20 protein-coding genes and 1 tRNA gene are annotated in these 21,610 nt (G+C 68.2%); 5 read left to right on the top strand and 16 right to left on the bottom strand.

All coding sequences use genetic code 11. From position 1 onward, the window contains the following. Positions 1-75: 75 nt before the first annotated feature. On the bottom strand, positions 76-2,049 hold the full coding sequence (locus ACRYRV_RS08620) for a TonB-dependent copper receptor (protein ID WP_444985402.1): 1,974 nt from the start codon (positions 2,047-2,049) through the stop codon (positions 76-78). Positions 2,050-2,538: 489 nt separating this feature from the next. Here ACRYRV_RS08620 and ACRYRV_RS08615 point away from each other — a divergent pair, with 489 nt between their 5' ends. Together ACRYRV_RS08615 and ACRYRV_RS08610 are read left to right on the top strand one after the other, a co-directional pair. Further along, complete coding sequence (locus tag ACRYRV_RS08615; protein ID WP_253447023.1) at positions 2,539-3,222, top strand: sulfite exporter TauE/SafE family protein; 684 nt, start codon at positions 2,539-2,541, stop codon at positions 3,220-3,222. Then, positions 3,219-4,193, top strand: a complete 975-nt coding sequence (locus ACRYRV_RS08610) for a sigma-54 interaction domain-containing protein (RefSeq protein ID WP_444985403.1) — start codon at positions 3,219-3,221, stop codon at positions 4,191-4,193. The genes ACRYRV_RS08615 and ACRYRV_RS08610 overlap by 4 nt, the downstream gene beginning before the upstream one ends. A 9-nt stretch (positions 4,194-4,202) precedes the next feature. On the opposite strand, the gene ACRYRV_RS08605 is transcribed toward ACRYRV_RS08610, so the two are convergent. From ACRYRV_RS08605 to ACRYRV_RS08565, 9 genes are all read right to left on the bottom strand, one after another. Continuing rightward, a complete protein-coding gene (locus ACRYRV_RS08605) occupies positions 4,203-4,595 on the bottom strand; it encodes a hypothetical protein (RefSeq protein WP_444985404.1) in 393 nt (130 codons plus the stop codon). A gap of 94 nt (positions 4,596-4,689) precedes the next feature. Next, positions 4,690-5,241: a hypothetical protein gene (locus ACRYRV_RS08600; RefSeq protein ID WP_253447032.1), complete on the bottom strand. Its 552-nt coding sequence runs from the start codon at positions 5,239-5,241 to the stop codon at positions 4,690-4,692. Positions 5,242-5,255: 14 nt separating this feature from the next. Further along, on the bottom strand, positions 5,256-6,923 hold the full coding sequence (locus ACRYRV_RS08595) for a NapC/NirT family cytochrome c (protein ID WP_253447035.1): 1,668 nt from the start codon (positions 6,921-6,923) through the stop codon (positions 5,256-5,258). Positions 6,924-7,089: 166 nt separating this feature from the next. Next, positions 7,090-8,709, bottom strand: coding sequence for a cytochrome D1 domain-containing protein (locus ACRYRV_RS08590; protein WP_253447039.1), 1,620 nt, complete (start codon positions 8,707-8,709; stop codon positions 7,090-7,092). 168 nt (positions 8,710-8,877) lie between these two features. Further along, positions 8,878-9,645, bottom strand: a complete 768-nt coding sequence (locus ACRYRV_RS08585; RefSeq protein WP_253447042.1) for a Crp/Fnr family transcriptional regulator — start codon at positions 9,643-9,645, stop codon at positions 8,878-8,880. A gap of 22 nt (positions 9,646-9,667) precedes the next feature. Next, positions 9,668-10,552: a c-type cytochrome biogenesis protein CcmI gene (gene ccmI / locus ACRYRV_RS08580; protein ID WP_444985405.1), complete on the bottom strand. Its 885-nt coding sequence runs from the start codon at positions 10,550-10,552 to the stop codon at positions 9,668-9,670. An 18-nt stretch (positions 10,553-10,570) separates the two neighbouring features. Next, complete coding sequence (locus tag ACRYRV_RS08575; RefSeq protein ID WP_253447049.1) at positions 10,571-11,044, bottom strand: cytochrome c-type biogenesis protein; 474 nt, start codon at positions 11,042-11,044, stop codon at positions 10,571-10,573. Beyond that, complete coding sequence (locus ACRYRV_RS08570; protein ID WP_444985406.1) at positions 11,041-11,604, bottom strand: DsbE family thiol:disulfide interchange protein; 564 nt, start codon at positions 11,602-11,604, stop codon at positions 11,041-11,043. Before ACRYRV_RS08570 ends, ACRYRV_RS08575 begins: the two co-directional genes overlap by 4 nt. Continuing rightward, positions 11,601-13,595, bottom strand: a complete 1,995-nt coding sequence (locus tag ACRYRV_RS08565; RefSeq protein ID WP_444985407.1) for a heme lyase CcmF/NrfE family subunit — start codon at positions 13,593-13,595, stop codon at positions 11,601-11,603. The genes ACRYRV_RS08570 and ACRYRV_RS08565 overlap by 4 nt, the downstream gene beginning before the upstream one ends. A gap of 351 nt (positions 13,596-13,946) precedes the next feature. Between ACRYRV_RS08565 and ACRYRV_RS08560 the strand changes: the two genes are divergently transcribed. Both ACRYRV_RS08560 and ACRYRV_RS08555 read left to right on the top strand, forming a co-directional pair. Continuing rightward, the gene (locus ACRYRV_RS08560; protein WP_444986183.1) at positions 13,947-14,489 is read left to right on the top strand and encodes a peptidylprolyl isomerase; all 543 of its coding nucleotides are present in this window, start codon (positions 13,947-13,949) and stop codon (positions 14,487-14,489) included. A gap of 22 nt (positions 14,490-14,511) precedes the next feature. Then, positions 14,512-14,877, top strand: a complete 366-nt coding sequence (locus ACRYRV_RS08555; protein WP_309637257.1) for a DUF6164 family protein — start codon at positions 14,512-14,514, stop codon at positions 14,875-14,877. 104 nt (positions 14,878-14,981) lie between these two features. Here ACRYRV_RS08555 and ahpF read toward each other — a convergent pair whose 3' ends face one another. The 6 genes from ahpF to ACRYRV_RS08525 all read right to left on the bottom strand — a co-directional run bounded on the left by ahpF (position 14,982) and on the right by ACRYRV_RS08525 (position 20,490). Continuing rightward, entirely contained in the window at positions 14,982-16,538 is a 1,557-nt protein-coding gene (gene ahpF, locus ACRYRV_RS08550; RefSeq protein ID WP_444985408.1) for an alkyl hydroperoxide reductase subunit F, read from the bottom strand. A gap of 166 nt (positions 16,539-16,704) precedes the next feature. After that, positions 16,705-17,268 (bottom strand): alkyl hydroperoxide reductase subunit C, encoded by a 564-nt coding sequence (gene ahpC / locus ACRYRV_RS08545; RefSeq protein WP_299316478.1) that lies wholly within the window; start codon positions 17,266-17,268, stop codon positions 16,705-16,707. A 138-nt stretch (positions 17,269-17,406) separates the two neighbouring features. Then, a complete protein-coding gene (locus tag ACRYRV_RS08540) occupies positions 17,407-17,811 on the bottom strand; it encodes a ribonucleotide reductase subunit alpha (RefSeq protein WP_444985409.1) in 405 nt (134 codons plus the stop codon). A gap of 138 nt (positions 17,812-17,949) precedes the next feature. Next, the gene (locus tag ACRYRV_RS08535) at positions 17,950-18,990 is read right to left on the bottom strand and encodes a proline racemase family protein (protein ID WP_444985410.1); all 1,041 of its coding nucleotides are present in this window, start codon (positions 18,988-18,990) and stop codon (positions 17,950-17,952) included. Further along, positions 18,987-20,180 (bottom strand): alcohol dehydrogenase catalytic domain-containing protein, encoded by a 1,194-nt coding sequence (locus ACRYRV_RS08530; protein ID WP_444985411.1) that lies wholly within the window; start codon positions 20,178-20,180, stop codon positions 18,987-18,989. Before ACRYRV_RS08530 ends, ACRYRV_RS08535 begins: the two co-directional genes overlap by 4 nt. 233 nt (positions 20,181-20,413) lie before the next feature. Next, positions 20,414-20,490: transfer RNA gene (locus ACRYRV_RS08525), tRNA-Arg, on the bottom strand. Between the two features lie 241 nt (positions 20,491-20,731). Between ACRYRV_RS08525 and ACRYRV_RS08520 the strand changes: the two genes are divergently transcribed. Beyond that, the gene (locus ACRYRV_RS08520; protein WP_444985412.1) at positions 20,732-21,598 is read left to right on the top strand and encodes a c-type cytochrome; all 867 of its coding nucleotides are present in this window, start codon (positions 20,732-20,734) and stop codon (positions 21,596-21,598) included. Positions 21,599-21,610 lie beyond the last annotated feature (12 nt).

Below are 21,610 nucleotides of genomic sequence, written 5' to 3'. Positions count from 1 at the left end.
CACGCGCGAGGCGAAAACGACGGCGCCCCGCCCTCCTTTCGGAGGGCGGGGCGCCTGCCTCGGGCCCGGGGACGGCTAGAAGCGGGTGGTCAGGTTGGCCCAGACGATGCGGCCCGGCTCGTTGACCGGCTGGGCGGAGGTCCCCAGGTCGGCGCTGCCGTTCTGGATATGCTCGGCGTAGGTGCGATCGAAGAGGTTGTCGACCCCAAGGGTCAGGGTGGTATTGCCGAACAGCTCACGGCCGCCATAGGCGGAAACGGTGGCGAATCCGGGGGTTTCCCTGGTATCCAGGCTGTAGATGGTGCCCTGCCCCTCGGCGATGCGGTCCTGGCGAGCCACGCCGCGCAGCAGCACGCCGCCGAAGTAGGCATTCCGGGCATAGTCGAGGCCCAGGGTTGCCTCCAGCGGCGGGGTCTGGGCCAGCGGGCGATCCTCGCTGGTGTTGTTGCTGCGCACCCAGGCCAGGGTCGAGGTCAGGCCCCAGCTGTCGGTGAGCCGCAGGCGCATATCGGCCTCGAGGCCATAGGTCCTGGCATCCACGTTATCAGCACTCCGGCCCCCTTCGGTGACCAAAATGTAGTCGTCATACCAGCCATGGAAGAGCGACAGGTTGGCGCTGAGCCTGTCGCCGTGCCAGCTGGCCCCGGTATCCAGCTGAGTCAGGGTCTCGGTCTCCAGGTCGAAGACCCGACGGCGCTCCCAGAAGTCCCCGGCACGCTCGGCGCGCCCCACCCCGGCGAAGAGACTCAGCGGCTGGGGCTCCAGGGCGTACTCGTAGCGGGCGAAGCCGCTCCACAGGGTCGAGCGTGAGGTTTCTCCCCGTTTTGCTCCGCCGAAGCCTTCGAGGCGGGCAAAGCCGTCGGCGCTGCGCGCCTCGGCCTCGCTGCGATCCACGCGCAGGCCCAGGGTGATCCAGCTGCGTTCGGAGAGCTCCTGCTCAACCTCGGTGAAGACGCCGTAGTCCTTGAAGCGCGCCACCTCCTGGCGCGGCAGGTCGCGGTAGGCGAAGGCCTGCATGCCGCCGGCACTCCGGAAGCGGTGCTCGTTCTCGGCATAGTCCATCCCCACCGCCATCCGAGTGGCGGGCGCCAGCTCCAGCTCGGCGGCCAGACGCCCGCCCAGGGTACGGCGGTCCGGGTTCTGTACCATCGGCATGCCCGGCGGCTGGCGCAGGGTGTAGTTGTCCATCACGTGGTCGACGTCGTTATAGTAGAGCTGCAGCTCCACCTCGCCGAGCCAGGGGGTGATGTCCCGGCGGCTGGCGGTCAGGGTATAGCCGGTACGGTCGAACTCGGTGCCGTCCATTCCCCGGTCGTCGTAGGCCGCCTCGGCGTCGCTGCGGTCGAAGGCAAGCTCGATGCGCGTATCGGGGTCGGGGGTCCAGCCGACGATGGCGGTACCGCTCCAGCGGTTGTAGCTCGAGTGCACCTCCTCGCCGTCCCCGTCCTCGTAGTTGTCCTGGTCGGAGAGGGTGCCGATCAGGCGCACATAGCCCTCCCGATTGCCGGCGGTGATATCGCCCACCAGATCGAAGCGGTCGTTGCTGCCCAGGGTGGTACTGGCGAAGCCCTCCACGGTGGACTCGCTCAGCTCGGGCTTGTCGCGCTCGAAGCGCACCACCCCGGCCGGAGCCACGCCGTAGCGCACGCTCTGGGGCCCCTTGATCACCTCGACCCGGTCATAGGCCTGGGGGAAGATATAGGCGGTTGGCGGGTCCATGCGCCCCCCGCAGCCCCCTAGAATATTGGCGCCATCTGCCAGGATATTGAGCCGCGAGCCGCCCAGGCCGCGCAGCTCGGGATCGCCGCTGGTGCCCCCCTTGCGGCTGACGCTGAAGCCGGGGACCGACTTGAGGAAGGCGCCACCGTCGGCGGCGGGCAGCGGCAGCTGCGGCGTGCGGGCATCGGTGGAGACCCGGTAGGGGTCGGTCATGGCCGGCGCGGTGATCACCATGGTCGACATGGCGGGCTCGGCGGCGGCGGCCTGCCAGGCGGCCAGCGAGACGGCGGCCGCCAGGCCGGTGCGGAGAAAGCGAGAGGCGTGCGACATCAATCCTGTTCCCTGAGGTTCCTGTAGACACGGCTTAATGAGCAATTAATGTGCCATCGCGCCTCTTCCACGCGCGGCAGGGGTCAGGAGGAGGAGACATCGCCCGCCGGACACCTCTGGGAGGGGCATTTGGCCTACCGGCTGTGGCATATGCCACAGCCGGCCGCCCCGCCCGGGTCGACATCCGGCTCCCCGAGGCGTCGCTGCGCAGCCGCCACGCAGCCCGCCGGGCCCGGGTGGGCGGCGTGGCGGACAAAAGAAAGCCCCCTGAGAAGGGGGCGAAGCACGTCAACGAAACGGTACCTAGCCTATGCACCTTCCGTGCCAGGATCGGAGGCATAACCCTATATCGAGCTCTCCTGTTGATGCATGGCACCCCGCCATATATCGCCTCCTCGCCCCGAGGACCTGCCGCGGCCAGTGCGATAGAATCAGGGCCAACTCAGGACTCACACCCGGTAAGCCGAAGCGTTCAGGAGACCCTTGCCGATGCCGGCCGAATGGACCGTGGCCTTCCTGCTGGGACTGCTCAGCAGCACCCACTGCCTGGGGATGTGCGGCGGCATCGCCGGGGCCCTCACCTTCAGCCTCTCCCCCGAGGTTCGCCGCCAGCCCCGCTGGCTGATGGCCTTCAACCTGGCCTACAACCTGGGCCGGATCACCAGCTACGTGGTGGCCGGGGTGCTGGTGGCCGCCAGCGCCGGCTGGCTGATGGGCCTGGTGGGCACGCCGGACCGCCTGGTCATGGGCAGTCTGGGCATGCTCTTCCTGGTGGCCGTGGGGCTGCATATCGCCGGCTGGTTTCCCCGTTTTTCGCGCATCGAGTCGCTGGGGCGGCCGCTATGGCGGCGCCTGGAGCCGCTGGGGCGTCGGCTGCTGCCGGTACGGCGCCTGACGCAGGCCTGGGGATTCGGGCTGGTCTGGGGCTGGCTGCCCTGCGGGCTGGTCTACTCGGCGCTGCTCTACGGGATGACCACGGAGAGCGCCCTGCGCGGCGGGCTCTTCATGCTCTTCTTCGGGCTGGGCACCCTGCCCATGCTGTTCACGGTGGGGGTGATGGCGAGCCGCGTAGCCGCCACCCTGCGCCATCCCGCTATCCGCCGGCTGGCCGGGCTGGCCATCATCGCCCTGGCCCCCGTGCCGCTGCTGATCACCCAGTGGGGAGTGTCATGACGCAAGCCCAGGAGCACAAGATGCTCGCCGCCGAGCTTATCGGCGAGTCACCCGCCCTGCAGAGCGTGGTGCGCTCTGCTCGCCTGGTGGCCGCCACCGACGCCACGGTGCTGATTCTCGGCGAGAGCGGCACCGGCAAGGAGCTGATGGCGCGCCTGGTACACCGCGAGAGTCGCCGCGCCGGGGCCCCCTGGGTCACGCTCAACTGCGCCGCCATTCCGGTGGACCTCGTCGAGTCGGAGCTCTTCGGCCACCGCCGCGGGGCCTTTACCGGCGCCCAGGCCGACAAGCGCGGCCGGGTCCAGCAGGCCCACGGCGGCACCCTCTTCCTGGACGAGGTCGCCGAGTTGCCCCTGGCGGCCCAGGGCAAGCTGCTGCGCTTCCTGGAAAACGGCGAGTGTCAGGCCCTGGGAGCGGACCGGGCCGAGCGGGTAGACGTGCGCATTCTCGCCGCTACCCATCAGGACCTGCGCGCCCGGGTGGAGGCCGGCACCTTCCGCGCCGACCTCTTCTACCGGCTTCACGTGATCCCCCTGGAGCTGCCACCCCTGCGCGAGCGAGACGGCGACGTGCCGCTGCTGGTCAAGCGCTTCTGCCGCGAGCTGGCGGGTCGCCACGGCGTAGAGGCTCCCACCTTCACCCCGGCGCTGCTCAGGCGCCTGGCCGCCAATCCCTGGCCGGGCAATGTCCGCGAGCTGCGCAACCTGGTGGAGCGGTGCGTGGTCCTGCTGCACGGCCAGACCCTGACGCCGGAGAGCCTCCCCGAGGGGTGGCTGGCGCCCCTGGCGACGCCGGCAACCGGCGGAGGCTGGCAGCTGCCTTCCTGCGGCCTGAGCCTGGAGGCGCTGGAGATCGAGCTGATTCGTCAGGCACTGGCCCAGACCGGGGGCAACCGCACCCGGGCCGCCGACCTGCTGGGGCTGACCCGGGATACCCTCCTCTACCGCATGAAGAAGCACACCATCGCCTGAGAGGGCGGCTCAGTGACCGATCATCTCGCGCAGCCTCTCCGGCAGCTCGAGTTCGGTGTCGGCCGGCAGCGCCTCGAAGGACTCGGCGTACCAGCGCATGCCGTTCTGGGCCTTGCCCACCATGGTGAAGCCCATCGGCTCACCCTCGGCAAGCTCGGGTGCCGACACCTCCTCGGCCAGATGCAGGTTCATGCGCATGGCCGCCATCACCTGAGGGATCTCCTCGTGGGCCACGCTGATGCGGTGCGCCTCGGCGTCATAGCCGAGATAGATACCGCGCACCTCATGGCGGGACTCCGTCATCTCCCCGTGGGCGTGGCCGTGGTGGCCGTGATCGGACGCCTGGGCCTGGGTGACGGCTCCCGCCAGCAGGGCGGCGGCCAGTAGAACGGTAGGCTTCATCTCGTTACTCCTCGCTATCAGCGGATCAGGGTGTCAACGCATAAAGGGGCCGCCCCTAAGGGCGGCCCCAGGTAGGGCATGATGGCGACCGCGACTACGGCTGGCCGGAGAGCCGCCGGTTATCCAGATACTCCACGGTCAGGTACTCCTCGAAGGTCCACAGCCGCACGAAGCGGTCTCGCTGCTGCTCATCGCCGCCCCAGGCGGTGAAGGCCAGCGGGGTAGCCGGCATGCCCTCGGCAAGCTGCTCCAGCCACCACTCGGCCATCTCCTCCCCCCATGGCTGGCCGTACTCGGCCGTCAGCCGTTCCTTGACCGCGGGGTGATCGTCCACCTCGGGATGGAAGGCCACCACCAGCGCCAGCTGCTCACTGCCCGCGGGGAAGACATAGCGCAGGTCGGTCTCCACCGCAGGGTCGCCGCCCAGGCGGCCATCGATCAGCAGGTCGCCGTCGGCGGTCTGCTCCTCGCTGACGTCGGTCACGCCATCCTCGATCAGGCGCTCGCGCACCTCGTCGGGCGACATGCCGAACTCGGCGCTGCCGTAGCCGGTGATGGTCGGGGCGGCCAGGGCCGCCCCGGCGACCAGCAGCAGGGCCGGCGCCAGGGCGCCGATCCAGCCGCGGAGTTGCCTCGCTTGATTCATTCCACCTCCTTCTTTCAGCGCTCGATGCGCATGGCGTTGATCTCGACCATCTCCTCGTCCACCTCCTCGGCACCGAACATCAGGCCGTGCTGCCAGGAGACATGGTGGAAGCGAGAGGAGGCATGATCATCGTGAAGCGCAAAGTTGATGTTGTACTTGCCGTCCAGGGAGAGCGGCTTGTCGCCCTGCTGACCGGTGCGCAGGGCGCGGGTCATATAGGCGGTCCAGATACCGTCCTCCTTGCCGGCGCTGAACACCACCGCCTCGCTCTCGTCGAAGTGGCGCTGCTCGAGGATATAGCCGGACTCGGTGCGCTCGCTGCCGCTCTTGAAGCGCGCCATGTCCAGGTAGACCCCGCCGCCGAACAGCTCGTCGATCTCCTCCTGCTCCTTGAGCTTGTCCCAGCCGCCGCGGGCGGCGCCGCGACGACCGCGCACCTCGATCTCGGTCCGGCTCTCGGAGAGGTACTTGGTCACGCCCTCCATCAGCGCCAGGCGCTCGGCCAGCTCGCTCTGCTCCAGGGCCTCCTGGTCGGGGGCATCGGGCATATAGGTAGAGTCGTGGTGGCAGCTGGCCCAGCAGCCGCCGCGGTCGGCCATGTCGACGCGGTCATCGGCGAAGCTGACGGTCAGCTTGATCTCGTTCTCCGGGTCCATCATGCCGCCATCGACGAAGGGCAGCGGCGCATGCTCGGCGTCTTCCCACTGGAAGCGCATGTAGAGATAGTCGTCGTCGAAGGCGGTCTGCACCGTCATCGGGATATGGCCGCGCTTGTCGCCCAGGTCATAGGTCTCGATCTTCTCGGCACTGGTTGCCAGGGCGCCGATATCGGCCTCCTCGCCGGCGTGACACCAGATGCAGCGATCGCCGAAGCTGAAGGCGCGACCGCCGCCGTGCTCGCTACCGTCCTGGATCCACTCGATGGAGGCCTGGCCCGGCATGAAGAGGGTCACGTCCAGCACCGGCACCTCATCCCAGGCCAGGGTGGAGGCGATATCGCCTTCGGCGGCCACGGCCTCGCCCAGCTCCTCGGCCTCCAGCGGCATTGCCGGCTCGCCGCGCTCGGCAAGATCGGTCTCCGGCTCGTCGTGCTCGAAGCGGGCGGCCCACACCTCGGACTCGTCCCAGGCCTCGGGCAGCTCGTGGGCGATGCCCTGGTGGCACTCGATGCAGGTCTGGCCCTGCTCGAAGGCGCGGGCGTGTTCACGAGAGGCGCGGGCCGGCTGCTGCTCCAGGTCCATGGCGGACCAGTCGTGACAGTTGCGGCACTCGCGAGAGTCGGTGCGCAGCATGGAGCGCCAGACGTTCTCGGCCAGCTGCAGGCGCTTGCCCTCGAACTTCTCCTTGGTGTTGATGGTCCCCAGCATCCAGTGCCATACCTCGCGGCTGGCCTCGATCTTGCGGATCATCTTGGGCCCCCAGGCGTCGGGCACGTGGCAGTCGGAGCAGGTGGCCCCGACGCCCGACTTGTTGTGGTAGTGGGGGCGGTCCTTGTACTCCTCGTAGACCCAGCTCATCTCGTGGCAGGCGGAGCTGCAGAACTTCATGTTGTTGGTGGCTTCCATCACCGTGTTGAAGCCTCCCCAGAAGAGGATACCGGCGACGAAGAAGACCGCCACGGCCCCCAGCGACGCCCCCATGATCGTGAACTTGCGCCAGTTGCGCAGTCGCTCCCTCAGCATGTCAATCTCCCGAAAATGTCATGACAGCAGATGCCTGCTCTCGAGATGCCTTGCTTTCGTTATGGTGTCCGGCCCCTTGCCCAGCCACTCCGACTGCCTGTTTCCGGAACGACACGAATGGCTGGAAAAGGAGCCGGAGCGCCCAGGGGCGCTCCGGCGGATCGGCTTAGCCGTGCTTGTACTTCGCCTTGCGGTTGTAGACGTTGAACTTGCCGGTCGGCGTGTAGAGGTTCTCGACCCGAGCCTTCTCCTCCATGGTCTTGTCATCGAAGATCACGATGGCGCCGTCCTCCTGGTGGCCGCGGCCGCGGGCCCAGATGGAGACCCACACCTCTTCGCCGGACTGGTCGTACTCGAAGTGCAGGGCAACGGCATCATGCTCGGCGGGACGGTCGGCAACGTGAATCGGCGTCAGCTCACGCGTCTCCTTGTTCATGACCTGGATCCACTGGTTGACGTCGGCCTCCGGGTGCATGGACTGGTCGATCCAGACGTGCGGAGAGTTCGGGTGGCTGCGCAGGAAGAGCCCCGGGCCGTCGGTCTCGACGATGTCGCAGATCTGCCAGGCGTGTTCCGGATAGTTCTCCGGATCGGTGCCCCAGAAGGACATGCGGCCTTCACCCAGATGGGTGGTGCCAGCCACCGGACCACACTCCGGGTCTACCCAGTTGGCGCCCGGCCCCGGGTGCGGAATCGCACCGGTATCGAGCAGGCTGACGAGCTTGCGCTCCACGGTATCGACGAAGGCCATCCGATTGCTGAAGTTGGCCGCGATCATGAAGTAGCGACCGGTGGAGTCGAAGAAGCCGTCGTGCAGGAACTCGGCAGACTCGATCTTGTCGATGCGCAGGTTCTCGAGGTCGCTGTAGTCGACCTGCCAGATCATCCCGGTCTCCTTGACGTTGACCAGGAAGGAGGGCGCCATGGGCGTGTCATAGAGTGCCGCCACCCGGGCCTCATGGACATACTCACCCTTGGTGTTGTAGCCGCGGGTGGAGACGACCTTGAGCGGCTCCATGGTGTGGGCGTCGGCGATCACGAAGTGGGGGGGCCAGTAGCCGCCACCGATGACGTACTTGTTCTCCCACTCGCCGTACTTGGACACCGCCACGTCACGAGCGTCGATACCGATGAACACCTCGGCGGTCACCTGGGGCGGATCCATCCAGAGGTCGATCTTGGAGAGGCGGCCGTCACGGCCCTGGACGTACCAGAAGCGGCCGTCGGAGCTGGACTTGGCCACGTGCACGGCGTAGCCGGTCTCGGCCTCGGTGACGAGCTGCTTGGTGTCGCCGTCGATGATGCCCATGGCGCCACGGTCACGCAGGATGGTGACCATGAAGTTTTCCCAGTTGAGGTCGTGCTGGGGCGAATCCGGCCACTCCTCTTCCGGCACGATAATCTTCCAGGTCTCGCGGATATCGGCGAGCGACATCTCCGGCGGCTCTTCCGGAGGCTGCTGGATGTACTTGGAGATCAGGGTGATCTCCTCGGGATCCAGGATACCGTCGAAGTTGTTCATACCGCCTTCGGTGCCCAGAGTGATGATGCTCTCCAGACGACGCTGACCCATGCCGATGGTGTCTTCCGGCAGCAGGCCGGGGCCGGTCGCGCCACCGCGAAGGGTGCCGTGACAGCCGGCGCAGCGCTGGAAGTAGATGTTACCGGCGCGGTCCATCTCCTCGGCGGTCATCTCCGGTGCATCAGCCTGCACGCCGCCCGCCATCATGGCGGCCAGCGGGAAGCTGAGGGCGAAGATTCCCTTGCTCAGTGCTTTCTTGTGCATAACGTGCCTCGCTCTGTTTCCCCGTGGGGTAAGGTCTGGAAGGAGTCTCACAAGGCCCGGGCCTGCAGCCAGTCAAACCCGGTGACACCCTCCACCTGCGTATAAGTAGTAGCAGCTTTACCTCTTTGCTCACTTGACCACTGTCAAGTGGCAAACCGTCGCGTTGACTTATGTCATGGGAGGCGACGAAAGGAAGTGGGAGACCCGCGTGCCATTGAGACCAGGACAGGCCGGCAGGGGACGCGACTCTCCCCCGCGGACCAGCAGGCGCAGCGCCGGCAGGTCCTCGAGATGGACGCAGTTGCGCTCGCAGCGCACGCCGAACGAACGCAGGCGCGCCAGGGCCCGGGAAAAGCTCTCGGGCTTCATGCCCAGGCGCCCGGCGATCAGCATCTTGTCGCAGGGCAGACAGACGGTGGTGCGAACAGCGTCATCGGGGCAGAGGGAGAGCAGGAAGGCCGCCAGCCGCTGGTGGGTCGACTGGTTGGTGAGCTGATCGATCTGCAGCACCAGGGAGCGCAGCATGCCGGTGAGGTTGGCCAGCAGGTTGAGGGTCAGGTCGCGATGCTCGAACAGGGTGTCCAGGAAGGGCTCGGCCGGGAAGATCATCAGCCGGGCCTCCTCGGCGACGCTGGCGTTCACCGGAAAGCCCTGGCGATCGAACATCGCCGCCTCGGCGAAGGACTCCCCCCGGGTGAAGAGCCCCACCAGGCACTCGCTGCCGTCGGGGCTGTCGCGGAAGAGCTTCACCCAGCCGTCGAGCACCACGTAGAAGCGATCGGCGGGCTCACCCTCGGCAAAGAGGCGGGTGCCGCGAGCGCAGCAGCGCTCATGGGCCCCCCTGGCCAGCAGCCCCAGGGTTTCCTCGGAAAGACCGGCGAAGAGCGGCACCTGGCGCACCGTCCGCAGGGTCTCCCGGCTGAAGCGATAGGTCATCTCGGCCTCCTCGCTGGCGCCATCAGGGCTGCTGCAGCTGCATCAGGTTGCCGCGGATCACCTCGGCCTCGGCGGTGCCTTCCGGCAGCACCGCCAGCAGGCGCTCCCAGTAGGCGCGCGCCTCGTCATGGGCGCCGGCCTGATAGGCCCGGGTACCGGCCAGCCAGAGCCCCTGGGCGTGCTCGGGGTCGATGGCCAGCGCCTGCTCGATGAGCGCCGCAGGCTCCCCCTCCAGGCTGCCTTCAATTTCCGCCAGCACGTCGGCGTAGCGAATCAGCACCTCGGGGTCGCGGTCGCCGCCGTGGCGCAGCGCCTCGCGCAGCGCGCGCCCCGCCGCCTCGAACTCGTCGAGGAAGGTGAGGGTGCGCCCCAGCAGCACCCAGCCCTGAAGGTCATCGGGGTTCTGGGCCAGGCGCGCCTGGAGCCCCTCTACCAGGCGACTGAACTCGCGCACCATCTCCTCGTCGCTGGGCTCCTCCTGGACCAGGGGGGGCATGGCCTGACCCGCCGGGGCCCGGGCGGCGAACACCTCCTCGCTGTAGCCCACCGAGAGGTAGGTGCCGATCGCCAGGAAGGGCAGCAGCGCCATGCTGGCCACCGCCGCGACCTGAGCCAGGCGACGCTGCCGGCGAGTGTCGCTGCCGGCGCCGACGGCGTCCTCCAGCACGCCGCTGTCGAGCAGCTCGCGCTCCAGGTCAGCCAGGGCACGGGCGTGGCGCTCGACCGTCAGGGTGCCGCTGGCCAGGTCCTGGTCGAGCTCGGCCACCCGGTCGCGGTGTACGGCCAGCAGCACCTCGCGACGCTCCGGCGACTCGACGCCGCGGGGCTCGCGCAGCAGCGGTATCAGCACGAAGGCCAGGGCCAGCACGCAGAGGCCCAGGGCCAGCAGCAGAAAGACGCCATTCATCTCGTCGGACCTCCGGGGTCAGTCGCCACGGCGCAGGCGCTCCAGCGCCGCACGCTCTTGGTCGGTGAATTCGGGTTCATCATCGAGGCGGCTGCGCCGGCGCATCACCTGCCACCAGACCAGCAGGCCGCCGCCGAACAGCAGGAAGGGGCTCGCCCAGAGCAGCGCCGTATTGGCCTGCAGCGGCGGCCGATAGCGCACATAGTCGCCATAGCGAGCCACCATGAAGTCGACGATGGCCTCGGCGGTCATGCCGTCCCGGGTCATCTGGTAGACGCGGCGGCGCATGTCGGCGGCGAGCTCGGCGTTGGACTCGTGGATCGTCTCGCTCTGGCACACCGTGCAGCGCAGCTCTCGGGTCAGGGTCTCGTACTGCTGGCGCTGGGCCTCGCTGTCGAAGTCAAGCGGCTCGCCGATGGCCGTGGCCAGGGCGATGCCGGGCGAAAGCGCCAGGGCCAGCAGCATCAGCAGGCCTGCCATCCAGCGGCTCATGTCGTCCTCCCCGCCGGTTCGGCTGCCCGGCGCTGTTCGGCTCTCAGTTTTTCAATCAGGGGCAGCACCTCGTCGAGCAGCAGCTGGCGGGAGAGCGGGCCGATGCGCTTGTAGCGAATCACCCCTTCGGCATCCAGCACATAGGTCTCGGGGGTGGCGTAGACGCCCCAGTCGATGCCGGCATCCCCCGCGGGGTCGTAGGCGATGGTGCGGTAGGGGCTATCGGTCATCTCCAGGTAGCGCAGCGCGGCGTCGCGCTCGTCCCGGTAGTTGAAGGCGTGGATGGGGATGCCGCCCCGGGCCAGCTCCATCAGCAGAGGCTTCTCCTGGCGGCAGGTGCTGCACCAGGTGGCCCAGACATTGACCAGGGCCACCTCGCCGATGAAGTCCTGCTCGGTCAGGAGCACCTCGGGATCCTCCAGGGACTCCAGCATGAAGGCCGGCGCCGGCTGGCCCACCAGGGGCGAGGGCAGGTCCCGGGAGTTGAGCCCCAGGCCCAGCAGCAGCAGGCCGAGCAGGGCCGTGACGGCCACCAGCGGAACCAGCAGCTTGAGCTTCATGAGGCGGTCACCTCCCGGCCGATGCCCGGCTTGGCCGCCGCCTCGCGCTCGCGGCGGCGGGCCAGCCGATAGCGCTTGTCACAGGCCGCCAGCAGGCCGCCCAGGGCGAGCAGGATGGCGCCGCTCCACATCCAGGCCATGTAGGGCTTGTAGTAGAGCCGGAAGCTCCAGGCGTCCCCCACCAGCCGCTCGCCCAGGGAGACATAGACGTCGCGGGTCGCCGCGCGATGCAGCGAGGCCTGGTGCATGGGGTTCTGGGGCTGGGTGTCGTAGTAGCGGCGCTGGGGCAGCAGGGTGGCCACCGCCCGGCCGTCGCGGGTCACCGCAACCACCGCCTGGTCGGCGTCGTAGTTGGGCCCGCGCACCTCCTCCAGGCGCAGCAGGGTGAAGTCGAAGCCCGCCGCCGAGGTGGTCTGGCCGGGCTCCATGCGCACGTCGCGCTCCACCTCGTAGGTGTTGACCATGGCGATGGCGATCACCACCATCGCCAGGCCCAGGTGGGCCAGGTGCATGCCCACGAAGCTCGGGCGCATGACCCGGCGCAGGCGCCTTGTCAGCGGCTGGCGTGAGCTGCCCAGGCGCTTATGGATATCGAGCAGCGCGGTAAGGATGATCCAGCTGCCCAGCATCAGCGAGAGCGCGGTCAGCGGGCGCCAGGCGCCCATGGTCAGCGGCCACAGGCCGCCGGCCACGACGCTTGCCAGCAGCACCCAGCGCAGCTGGCGCACTACCTCGGCGGGGCTGGACTGCTTCCACATCACCGTAGGGCCGAGGCCCACCAGCAGCAGCAGCGGCAGCATCAGCGGCGCAAACACCGCATCGAAGTAGGGGGGGCCCACCGAGATCTTGCCCAGGCCGAAGGCGTCGAGCACCAGGGGGTAGAGGGTGCCGATAAAGACCGCTACGCAGGCCACGGTAAGCAGCACGTTGTTGGCCAGCAGCAGCGACTCCCTGGAGAACCAGTGGAAGCCGCCGCCGAGGCCGACCCGGGGCGCCCGCCAGGCGTAGAGGGTCAGCGAGCCCAGCAGGGTGGCCGCCAGCATGGCCAGCAGGAAGACGCCGCGATCCGGGTCGGTGGCGAAGGCGTGCACCGAGGTGATCACCCCGGAGCGCACGATGAAGGCCGCCAGCACCACCAGCGCGAAGGTGATGATGGCCAGCATCAGGGTCCACACCTTGAAGCCGCCGCGCTTCTCGGTCACCGCCAGGGAGTGGAGCAGTGCCGTGGCGGTGAGCCAGGGCAGGAAGGAGGCGTTCTCCACCGGATCCCAGAACCACCAGCCGCCCCAGCCCAGCTCGTAGTAGGCCCACCAGGAGCCCATGGCGATCCCCAGGGTGAGAAAGACCCAGGCGACGATGGTCCAGGGGCGCGACCAGCGCGCCCAGGCGGCGTCCAGGCGCCCCCCCATCAGCGCCGCCATGGCCAGGGCGAAGACCACCGCGGTGCCCACATAGCCCATGTAGAGCAGCGGCGGGTGCAGGATCATCCCCGGGTCCTGGAGCAGCGGATTCATGCCGCGGCCATCCATGGGACCGGGCACGATGCGGTCGAAGGGGTTGGAGGTGAAGACCGTGAAGGCGATGAAGGCCACCGACACCATGCCCATCACCGCCAGCACCCGGGCCAGCATCTCCCGGGGCAGCGAGCGGCTGAAGCGGGCCACCGCCACGCCCCAGGCGCCGAGGATGGCCACCCAGAGCAGCAGCGACCCCTCGTGGCCGCCCCACACCGCGGTGATCTTGTACATCAGCGGCTGGCTCAGCGCCGAGTGGCTGGCCACGTAGCGCACGCTGAAGTCGCTGACCACGAAGGCCCAGGTCAGGACCCCGTAGGCGATCGCCAGGAAGACGAACTGGCCGCTGGCCAGGAAGCGCCCCGTGCGCATCAGCCTGAGGCTGCCGGTCTGGGCGCCCACCAGCGGCAGCACGCTCTGCAGCAGCGCCAGGCAGAGCGCCAGGATCAGCGCGAAGTTACCGAGTTCCGCCACCATATCTGCTGCACCCTCCCGCCGCTGGTGACACCCGACCGACGGCCGGGCCTGGATTCACCGGGCCGGCGACAGGCGCCGACCCTCATGCAGCGATGGTCCGGGAATCCCCTCATAAGATCCATACTCGATACCTCTTTTCCACCCTCCTCCGTGACCCATGTCAAACATTAACGGACGCTGGATAAACGCAATCACCGGCCAGGCGCTGACAGCGCTGACATGGGGCCTTATGCTGGGAACCCTGACTTTCCGACCATCGATTTCCACAACCCCTCTATTTTCACAAACATGGTGACCCGCCCCGTGAAACGTCCGCTGATTCCCGCCCTGCTGCTTGCCGCCGCCCTGCCCCTGGGCCTCGCCGTCTCTACCGCCCAGGCCGAGGAGGGCACCTCGCCCGACGTCATCCTGCACACCAGCCACGGCGCCATCGGCATCGAGCTGTTCCAGGCCGAGGCCCCGGAGAGCGTCAACAACTTCCTCACCTATGTGCAGGAGGGCCACTACGACGGCACCATCTTCCACCGGGTCATCGACGGCTTCATGATCCAGGGCGGCGGCTTCGACGCCGAGATGCGCCAGAAGGCGACCCGCGACCCCATCACCAACGAGGCCGACAACGGCCTGAAGAACCGCCGCGGCACCCTGGCCATGGCGCGTACCGGCGCGCCCCACTCCGCCACCGCCCAGTTCTTCATCAACGTCGCCGACAACGGCTTCCTGGACCACGTCAGTCCGCAGTCGGGCCAGACCTGGGGCTACGCCGTATTTGGGCAGGTGGTGGAAGGCATGGAGGTGGTCGACGCCATCCGCCGGGTGCCCACCGGCCGCCAGGGCCCCTTCCAGGACGTGCCCCGGGAGCCCGTGGTGATCGAGCGCGCCGAGCTGCCCTGAGCCGGCCAGACAGGAGAGCGATGTGGCAAGACTGCTGTTTCGGCTGGGCAACGTGCCCGACGAGGAGGCCGAGGAGGTGCGTGCCCTGCTGGACGCCCGCGGCTTCGACACCTACGAGACCCGAGCCGGCTTCTGGGGGCTCGGCGTGGCGGCCATCTGGCTCCATGACGAGAGCCAGTACGAGGCAGCCCGGGAGGTGCTCGACGCCTACCAGGAGGGGCTGGCCGAGCGGATGCGCCAGGCGCGCGACGACCTGGTCGAGCGGGGCGAGGCCCCGACCCTGTGGTCGCGCCTGCGCCACCACCCCGTGCGCATGCTGCTGGTGGCCGTGGCGGTGGCGGTGATCCTGGCCCTTACCCTGCTGCCCTTCCTGTGGCTGATGAACTGAGCTGTCACGGCCGACCATGAGAACGACGACGCCCCCGCAGGCCAGGCCTGCGGGGGCGTCGCTGTGAAGGGCGGGGGCCGGGAAGAAGCGCCCGGCCCCGCCGATCAGCTGCGGATCAGGTGGTCGAAGGCGCCGAGGGCGGCCTTGGACCCTTCGCCCATGGCGATGATGATCTGCTTGTAGGGCACCGTGGTCACGTCGCCGGCGGCGAAGATGCCGGGCACGCTGGTCATGCCGTGGGCGTCGGTGATGATCTCGCCGCGCTCGGACATCTCCACCGGGGAGCCCTTGAGCCACTCGGTGTTGGGCACCAGGCCGATCTGCACGAAGATGCCTTCCAGGTCGAGGCGCTTGATCTCGCCGCTGGCGCGCTCCTCATAGGTGAGGCCGTTGACGCGGGCACCGTCGCCGTTCACCTCGGTGGTGCGGGCGCCGAGGATGATGTCGACGTTGGGCAGGCTCTTGAGCTTCTTCTGGAGCACGGCATCGGCGCGCATCTCGTCCATGAACTCGATCAGGGTCACATGGCCGACGATGCCGGCCAGGTCGATGGCCGCCTCGACGCCGGAGTTGCCGCCGCCGATCACCGCCACGCGCTTGCCCTTGAACAGCGGGCCGTCGCAGTGGGGGCAGTAGGCCACGCCCTTGTTGCGGTACTCGGCCTCGCCGGGCACGTTCATCTCGCGCCAGCGGGCACCGGTGGCCAGCACCAGGGTCCGGCTCTTGAGGCTCGCGCCCGACTCGAACTGCACCTCGTGCTCGCCGCCCGGCTGGGCCGCCGGCACCAGCTTGACCGCACGCTGCAGGTTCATGATGTCGACCTCATACTCCTTGACGTGCTCCTCCAGCGCCGCGGCCAGCTTGGGGCCCTCGGTGTGGGGCACGGAGATGAAGTTCTCGATGGCCATGGTATCGAGCACCTGGCCGCCGAAGCGCTCGGCGGCAACGCCGGTGCGGATGCCCTTGCGCGCGGCGTAGACCGCTGCCGCGGCGCCGGCCGGGCCGCCGCCCACCACCAGCACGTCGAAGAGGCCCTTCTCATTGAGCTTGGCGGCCTCACGCTTGGCGGCACCGGTGTCCACCTTGGCCAGGATCTGTTCAAGGCTCATGCGGCCCTGATCGAAGAGCTCGCCGTTGAGGTAGATGCTCGGCACCGACATCACCTGGCGCTCCTCGACCTCGTCCTGGAAGAGGGCCCCGTCGATGGCCACGTGGTGGACATTGGGGTTGAGCACCGCCATCAGGTTCAGCGCCTGGACCACGTCGGGGCAGTTCTGGCAGGAGAGCGAGAAGTAGGTCTCGAAGCGCAGCTCGCCCTCGAGACTCTGGATCTGCTCGATCACCTCCTGGCTGGCCTTGGGCGGATGGCCGCCGACCTGCAGCAGGGCCAGCACCAGGGAGGTGAACTCGTGGCCCATGGGCAGGCCGGCGAAGACCACGCCGGTCTCCTCACCGGGGCGGTTGATGGCAAACGACGGCTTGCGGGCGTCCTGGCCGTCGCTGCGCAGGGTAATCTTGTCGCTCAGGCCGGCAATATCGGTCAGCAGACCGTGCAGCTCCTGAGACTTGGCGCCGTCATCGAGGGACGCGACGATCTCGAACGGCTGGGTGACCTTTTCCAGATAGGCTTTGAGCTGGCTTTTCAGATTGTCGTCCAACATGACAGCGGTTTCCTTCATGTTCGCGAAACGGGATCACAAGGAGGCCGTGCGAGCGCCGAAGGCGTCGCCCGAGACATGCTTGTGACGGGTAGAAAACACCCGGGCAGCAGGTGCCCGGGTGGGAAGCGGCGAGGCCCGGGGCGGGGCCTCGCGGCAGGGGCAGACCTTAGATCTTGCCGACCAGGTCCAGGGAGGGAGCGAGGGTCTCTTCGCCTTCCTTCCACTTGGCCGGGCAGACTTCGTTCGGGTTGTTGCGAACGTACTGGGCGGCCTTGACCTTGCGCAGCAGCTCTTCGGCGTTACGGCCGATGTTGCCGGCGTTCAGCTCGACGATCTGGATCTTGCCGTCCGGGTCCACCACGAAGGTGCCGCGGTCGGCCAGACCGGCTTCCTCGATCAGCACTTCGAAGTTGCGGGAGATCTGCAGGGTCGGGTCGGCCAGCATCGGGTACTGGAGCTTGCCGATGGTCTCGGAGCTGTCGTGCCACGCCTTGTGGGTGAAGTGGGTGTCGGTGGAGACGCTGTAGACCTCGACGCCCAGCTTCTTGAGCTCTTCGTACTTGTCCTGCAGGTCGCCCAGCTCGGTGGGGCAGACAAAGGTGAAGTCGGCCGGATAGAAGAAGAAGATGCTCCACTGGCCCTTCAGGTTCGCTTCGGTGACGTCAACGAACTCGCCGTTGTGGTAGGCGGTGGCCTTGAACGGCTTGACTTCGGTGTTCAGCAGGGACATTCGATGATGCTCCTCTAGACTTTGGTATGAAGGTGAACTGGAATACGGAGCGCATGTTAGCCCGCATTCTTCGATAGCGTAAATTGAATGGTGGCATCGAGGCGATAATTCAACCCTATGGGTGATGACACCCCGATGTCAGCCGATCTGGACGGCCTCGCCCTGGCGGTCCAGCGCCAGGAACTGATCGACGCTGCCCATCTTGAGCGACTCCACCATGCGCTCGAGCTGGGCCTCGGCCTGCTCGGCGCTCGGCGCCTCGCCGCCGCGGCCGGAGAGCGCCCCCACGAAGAGGATGTCCCACTCGATGCCGGTCTCCTTCGACTCCGCCACCAGGGCGGCCATGTCGGAGAGCTCCTCGGGCGCCTTGTCGACGCATAGCACCGGGGTGAGCACGCCGCCGGCGCCCTGCTCGAAATTCCGGCGCTGCTCGGCGGTAGGGTTGTCGGGCAGCTCGGCCCGGGTGAAGACGAACAGCAGCCGCTGGGCGTCGGGCTGCAGGCGGGCCTCGCCGAGCAGGTCGGCAAAGTTGGTGATGGCCATGGAAGCCTCCGGAAAAAGGGGGTGAATGACCGCCAGCCTGCCCCCTTTCTCGCGAGGGCTCAAGGGGCTGGCGGGCATGCCGGCCGAGTCTAGGTGGCGGGGTCAAGGTTATCCCCGGCGCCCCTCGGTGCGTTCGCCTCAGCTCTGGCGAGCGGTCAGGATATGGTGCAGGCCGTCGCATGCCACCAGGGGGTCGTCGCAGTTGACCACCACCTCGGTATGACCGAGCACATAGGCCTTGCCGGTGATGGTGTTCTCCACCACGGCGTGGGGCCCCTCCCGGCGAGTGTCGGTGAAGGTGCCGATGAAGCCGGTCTCGCGCAGGGAGACGGTCTCCAGCCGGTCGCCGGGCTGGATGCGCCCCTCATGGTGCATCAGCGCCAGGCGCGCCGAGGTGCCGGTGCCGGTGGTGCTGCGGCAGATCACCCCCGGGTGCACGTAGGTCGTGGAGCGGGAACGGTAGAAGCCGTCCGCCACCTGCTCCACCGGCCCCATGAAGTGCAGGAAGGGCAGCGGGCCCACGTCGCCCAGGGTGTAGTGGGAGAAGCCCCGCTCGGCCTGGATCGCCTCGACGATGCGGTGGGCGCACTCGGCCAGGGCCCGCTCCTCCTCCCGCACCAGGGAGAAGCCGAGCTCGGTGGCGTCCACCAGGGCGTAGAAGCCGCCGCTGTAGGCCACGCTGTAGGTCACCTCGCCGATGCCCGGCACCTGGATCGACGCACGGTGGGTGTCGATGTAGCTGGGCAGTCCCTCGCAGGTGATCGCCTCCACCACGCCGTTCTCCACCCGGGCCTCGATCTTGACCCGCCCCGCCGGGGCCTCCAGGGTGAAGTGCTGCACCCCCTCCCGCTTGGGCACGATGCCCGCCTCCAGCACCGCGGTGGCGGTGCAGATGGTGTTGGAGCCCGAATAGATCGGATAGCCCATCACCTCCATGATGATGTAGCCGGCGGCGGCCTCGGGGTCGGTGGCCGGCACGATCAGGTCCACCGACATCTCGGGGATGCCGTAGGGCTCGAAGAGCAGCAGCTTGCGCAGGCCGTCGGCATCGTCGCGCAGGTAGTGCATCTGGTCGCGTACGGTGTCGCCGGGCAGCGGCGCGATGCCGCCGAGCACGATGCGGCTGACGTCGCCGCCGGCGTGGGTGTCCATCATCTGGAAGGTCAGCGGGCGGCTCATGGGCGCGGCTCCTGGCGGGCAGAGGGGGAAGCCAGGGCGAAGGGGGCGCCGTGCGTGTCCCACTCGGCGTCGGGGACGATCACGATCTTGCCCAGGAAGTTGCTGCCGCGGCTGACGAAGTAGCGCTCGGCCTCGTGGAGCTCGGAGAGCGGAAAGGCGGCGTGGAGCACCGGCCTGAGCTCGCCCGAGCGGATCCAGGCGATGAGCTGCTCCGCCTCCTCCCGGGTGCCGTGGGAGACGCCGAAGAGCTGCACCTGATAGAGATAGATGCGCGTCCAGAGGATCTCCGAGATATTGCCGCCGCTGGCCCCGGCGATGGAGAGCCGCGGGTAGGTGCTCCGCGCCTTCATGTCGTGGATCATGGTGTCGATGAACAGATCGGTCATCTCGCCGCCGACCAGGTCCATCACCGCATCGATGGGCGCGCCGCCGGTGGCCTCGAGTACCCGGGGCACGAAGGTGGCCAGATCGCCGCGGTCGATCACCGCCTCGGCCCCCAGCGCCTTGAGCGCCTCGGCCTTGTCAGGCTGGCTTACCGCGTAGGGCACGGCGCCGACGATGCGGCAGAGCTGGATCAGGGCCGTGCCCACCCCGCCGCTGGCGCCGGTGACCAGCACCCGCTCACCGGCACTGACCCGTGCCGAGGTCATCATGTGGTAGCCGGTCTGGTAGGAGCACATCCCCATGGCGGCGAGCTCGGCATCTTTGATCTCCGGGTTGGGCACATGGTGGAACTGGTCCGAGGGCACCGCCACGTACTCGGCGAAGCCGCCGTCGGCGCCGTGACCGTAGTAGTCCGGGGTCAGGTTGATATCGCGGCGGGCGTCCGGGTAGAGGTTGAAGTCGAGCAGGCCGCGCTCGCCGATCCGCGCCGGGTCGACCCCCTCGCCCACCGCCGCCACGCGCCCGGCGATATCGGCGCCCTGGATCCGCGGGAAGGTCAGGGTCGGCTCGCCGCCCATGGCAAAGGACGTGACCTCGCCCTTCTTCACCGGGTAGAGCCCCTCGCGGGCCTTGCGGTCGGTATTGTTCTTGGCGGTGGCGGTGACCCGCACTAGCACCTCGCCCGGCCCCGGCCGGGGCACCGGCACGTCGTCGCGGTAGACCAGCCGGTCGACGTCGCCGTGCCCGGTCAGCAGCATGGCCGACATGGTGGCGGGAATCGCGGTATCAGCAAGGGTGTCTGCCATCTGCTGCTGCCTCCTCTCGTTGGGTTCGGGTTGACGCGCAGGGCTTTCGGCAGGCGACCGAAAGCCCTGATTCGCAAGACGAGACGATAGCAGAGGCACCCGGGGACGACCGAGAGGCCGGGACGTGAAATGCGGGGGGAATCCTTTCTGTTTTCGAGAAGCATGCTTGCGCTTTTTCCTGCAGGTCAGAAAACGCAAAAGGCCCGTGGAGAAACTCCACGGGCCTGGCAAGCTGGCGCGCCCAGCAGGATTCGAACCTGCGACCCCTGCCTTCGGAGGGCAGTACTCTATCCAGCTGAGCTATGGGCGCGCATGCCTGGCGGTAACACCAGGCGGCCCACATCCTAAACCGCAAGGCGTCGCCTGTCCAGCGCCGACCGGCTCCATCATTCCCGGCTCTCATGCCAATGGCGGGGGGTGTTGCATTTTCCTGCCGTCGGGGATGTCGGTATACTAGCGCCCATTATGCGCGTCATGGCGTCACCCGGCCGCGCTGCCGCTCAGCCCGCGCCGCACATAACTTCCTACAGGACCGTCAAGAGGTGGTGAGAGTGAAATCCAGCAAGCTGATCATGGGGTGCCTGGCCACCCTCGGCATGACCGCCGGCGTGGCTACCGCCCAGGCCAATGTCGACCGTGACGCCATCGCCGAGCGTCTCAAGCCAGTGGGCCAGCTCTGCCTGCAGGGCGAGGATTGCGGCACCGCGGCCTCTGCCGACGCTGCCCCGGCAGCCAGCGACAACGGCGGTGCCGGCGATATCGACGGCGGCGCCATCTACAACAGCGTCTGCATGGCCTGCCACGAGACCGGCGCCGCCGGCGCGCCGATCCGTGGCGATGAGGGCGCCTGGAGCGCCCGCATCGAGCAGGGCTGGGATACCCTCCTCGACCACTCCATCAACGGCTTCAATGCCATGCCGGCCCGTGGCGGCAACCCCAACCTCTCCGACGAGGAAGTCGCCGCCTCTACCGCCTACCTGCTCGAGCCGGTGATGGACGTGCCGGAGCTTGGCGGCGCCGCGGAAGAGGCACCGGCCGAGGAAGCCCCGGCTGAAGAGGCGCCGACCGAGGAGGCGCCTGCCGAGGCACCCGCCGAGGAAGAGGTCGCCAGCGACGACGCCACCGAGGAAGCCGCCGCCGAGGAAGCCGCCGATGGCGATGCTCCCTCCCATGCGGGCATCGACGGCGAGCCCATCTACAACCAGGCCTGCATGGCCTGTCACATGACCGGTGCCGCCGGCGCCCCGATCAAGGGCGATGCCGCCGCCTGGGGCTCGCGCCTGGAGCAGGGCATGGAGACGCTCTATGACCACTCCATCAACGGCATCGGCGCCATGCCACCCAAGGGTGGCTTTGCCAACCTCAGCGACGACGAGGTGAAGGCTGCCGTGGACTTCATGATCGACGCGCTGGACTGAGTCGACCGGATG

This window comes from Halomonas mongoliensis, assembly GCF_052496345.1.
Note: the sequence above shows the minus strand (reverse complement) of the source record. Positions and strands in the feature narration are given on the sequence as shown.

Coding starts and splice junctions, on each gene's coding strand:
- ACRYRV_RS08620 (WP_444985402.1), bottom strand. CDS start 2,049: ATGTCGCACGCCTCTCGCTTTCTCCGCACCGGCCTGGCGGCCGCCGTC.
- ACRYRV_RS08615 (WP_253447023.1), top strand. CDS start 2,539: ATGCCGGCCGAATGGACCGTGGCCTTCCTGCTGGGACTGCTCAGCAGC.
- ACRYRV_RS08610 (WP_444985403.1), top strand. CDS start 3,219: ATGACGCAAGCCCAGGAGCACAAGATGCTCGCCGCCGAGCTTATCGGC.
- ACRYRV_RS08605 (WP_444985404.1), bottom strand. CDS start 4,595: ATGAAGCCTACCGTTCTACTGGCCGCCGCCCTGCTGGCGGGAGCCGTC.
- ACRYRV_RS08600 (WP_253447032.1), bottom strand. CDS start 5,241: ATGAATCAAGCGAGGCAACTCCGCGGCTGGATCGGCGCCCTGGCGCCG.
- ACRYRV_RS08595 (WP_253447035.1), bottom strand. CDS start 6,923: ATGCTGAGGGAGCGACTGCGCAACTGGCGCAAGTTCACGATCATGGGG.
- ACRYRV_RS08590 (WP_253447039.1), bottom strand. CDS start 8,709: ATGCACAAGAAAGCACTGAGCAAGGGAATCTTCGCCCTCAGCTTCCCG.
- ACRYRV_RS08585 (WP_253447042.1), bottom strand. CDS start 9,645: ATGACCTATCGCTTCAGCCGGGAGACCCTGCGGACGGTGCGCCAGGTG.
- ccmI (WP_444985405.1), bottom strand. CDS start 10,552: ATGAATGGCGTCTTTCTGCTGCTGGCCCTGGGCCTCTGCGTGCTGGCC.
- ACRYRV_RS08575 (WP_253447049.1), bottom strand. CDS start 11,044: ATGAGCCGCTGGATGGCAGGCCTGCTGATGCTGCTGGCCCTGGCGCTT.
- ACRYRV_RS08570 (WP_444985406.1), bottom strand. CDS start 11,604: ATGAAGCTCAAGCTGCTGGTTCCGCTGGTGGCCGTCACGGCCCTGCTC.
- ACRYRV_RS08565 (WP_444985407.1), bottom strand. CDS start 13,595: ATGGTGGCGGAACTCGGTAACTTCGCGCTGATCCTGGCGCTCTGCCTG.
- ahpF (WP_444985408.1), bottom strand. CDS start 16,538: ATGTTGGACGACAATCTGAAAAGCCAGCTCAAAGCCTATCTGGAAAAG.
- ahpC (WP_299316478.1), bottom strand. CDS start 17,268: ATGTCCCTGCTGAACACCGAAGTCAAGCCGTTCAAGGCCACCGCCTAC.
- ACRYRV_RS08540 (WP_444985409.1), bottom strand. CDS start 17,811: ATGGCCATCACCAACTTTGCCGACCTGCTCGGCGAGGCCCGCCTGCAG.
- ACRYRV_RS08535 (WP_444985410.1), bottom strand. CDS start 18,990: ATGAGCCGCCCGCTGACCTTCCAGATGATGGACACCCACGCCGGCGGC.
- ACRYRV_RS08530 (WP_444985411.1), bottom strand. CDS start 20,180: ATGGCAGACACCCTTGCTGATACCGCGATTCCCGCCACCATGTCGGCC.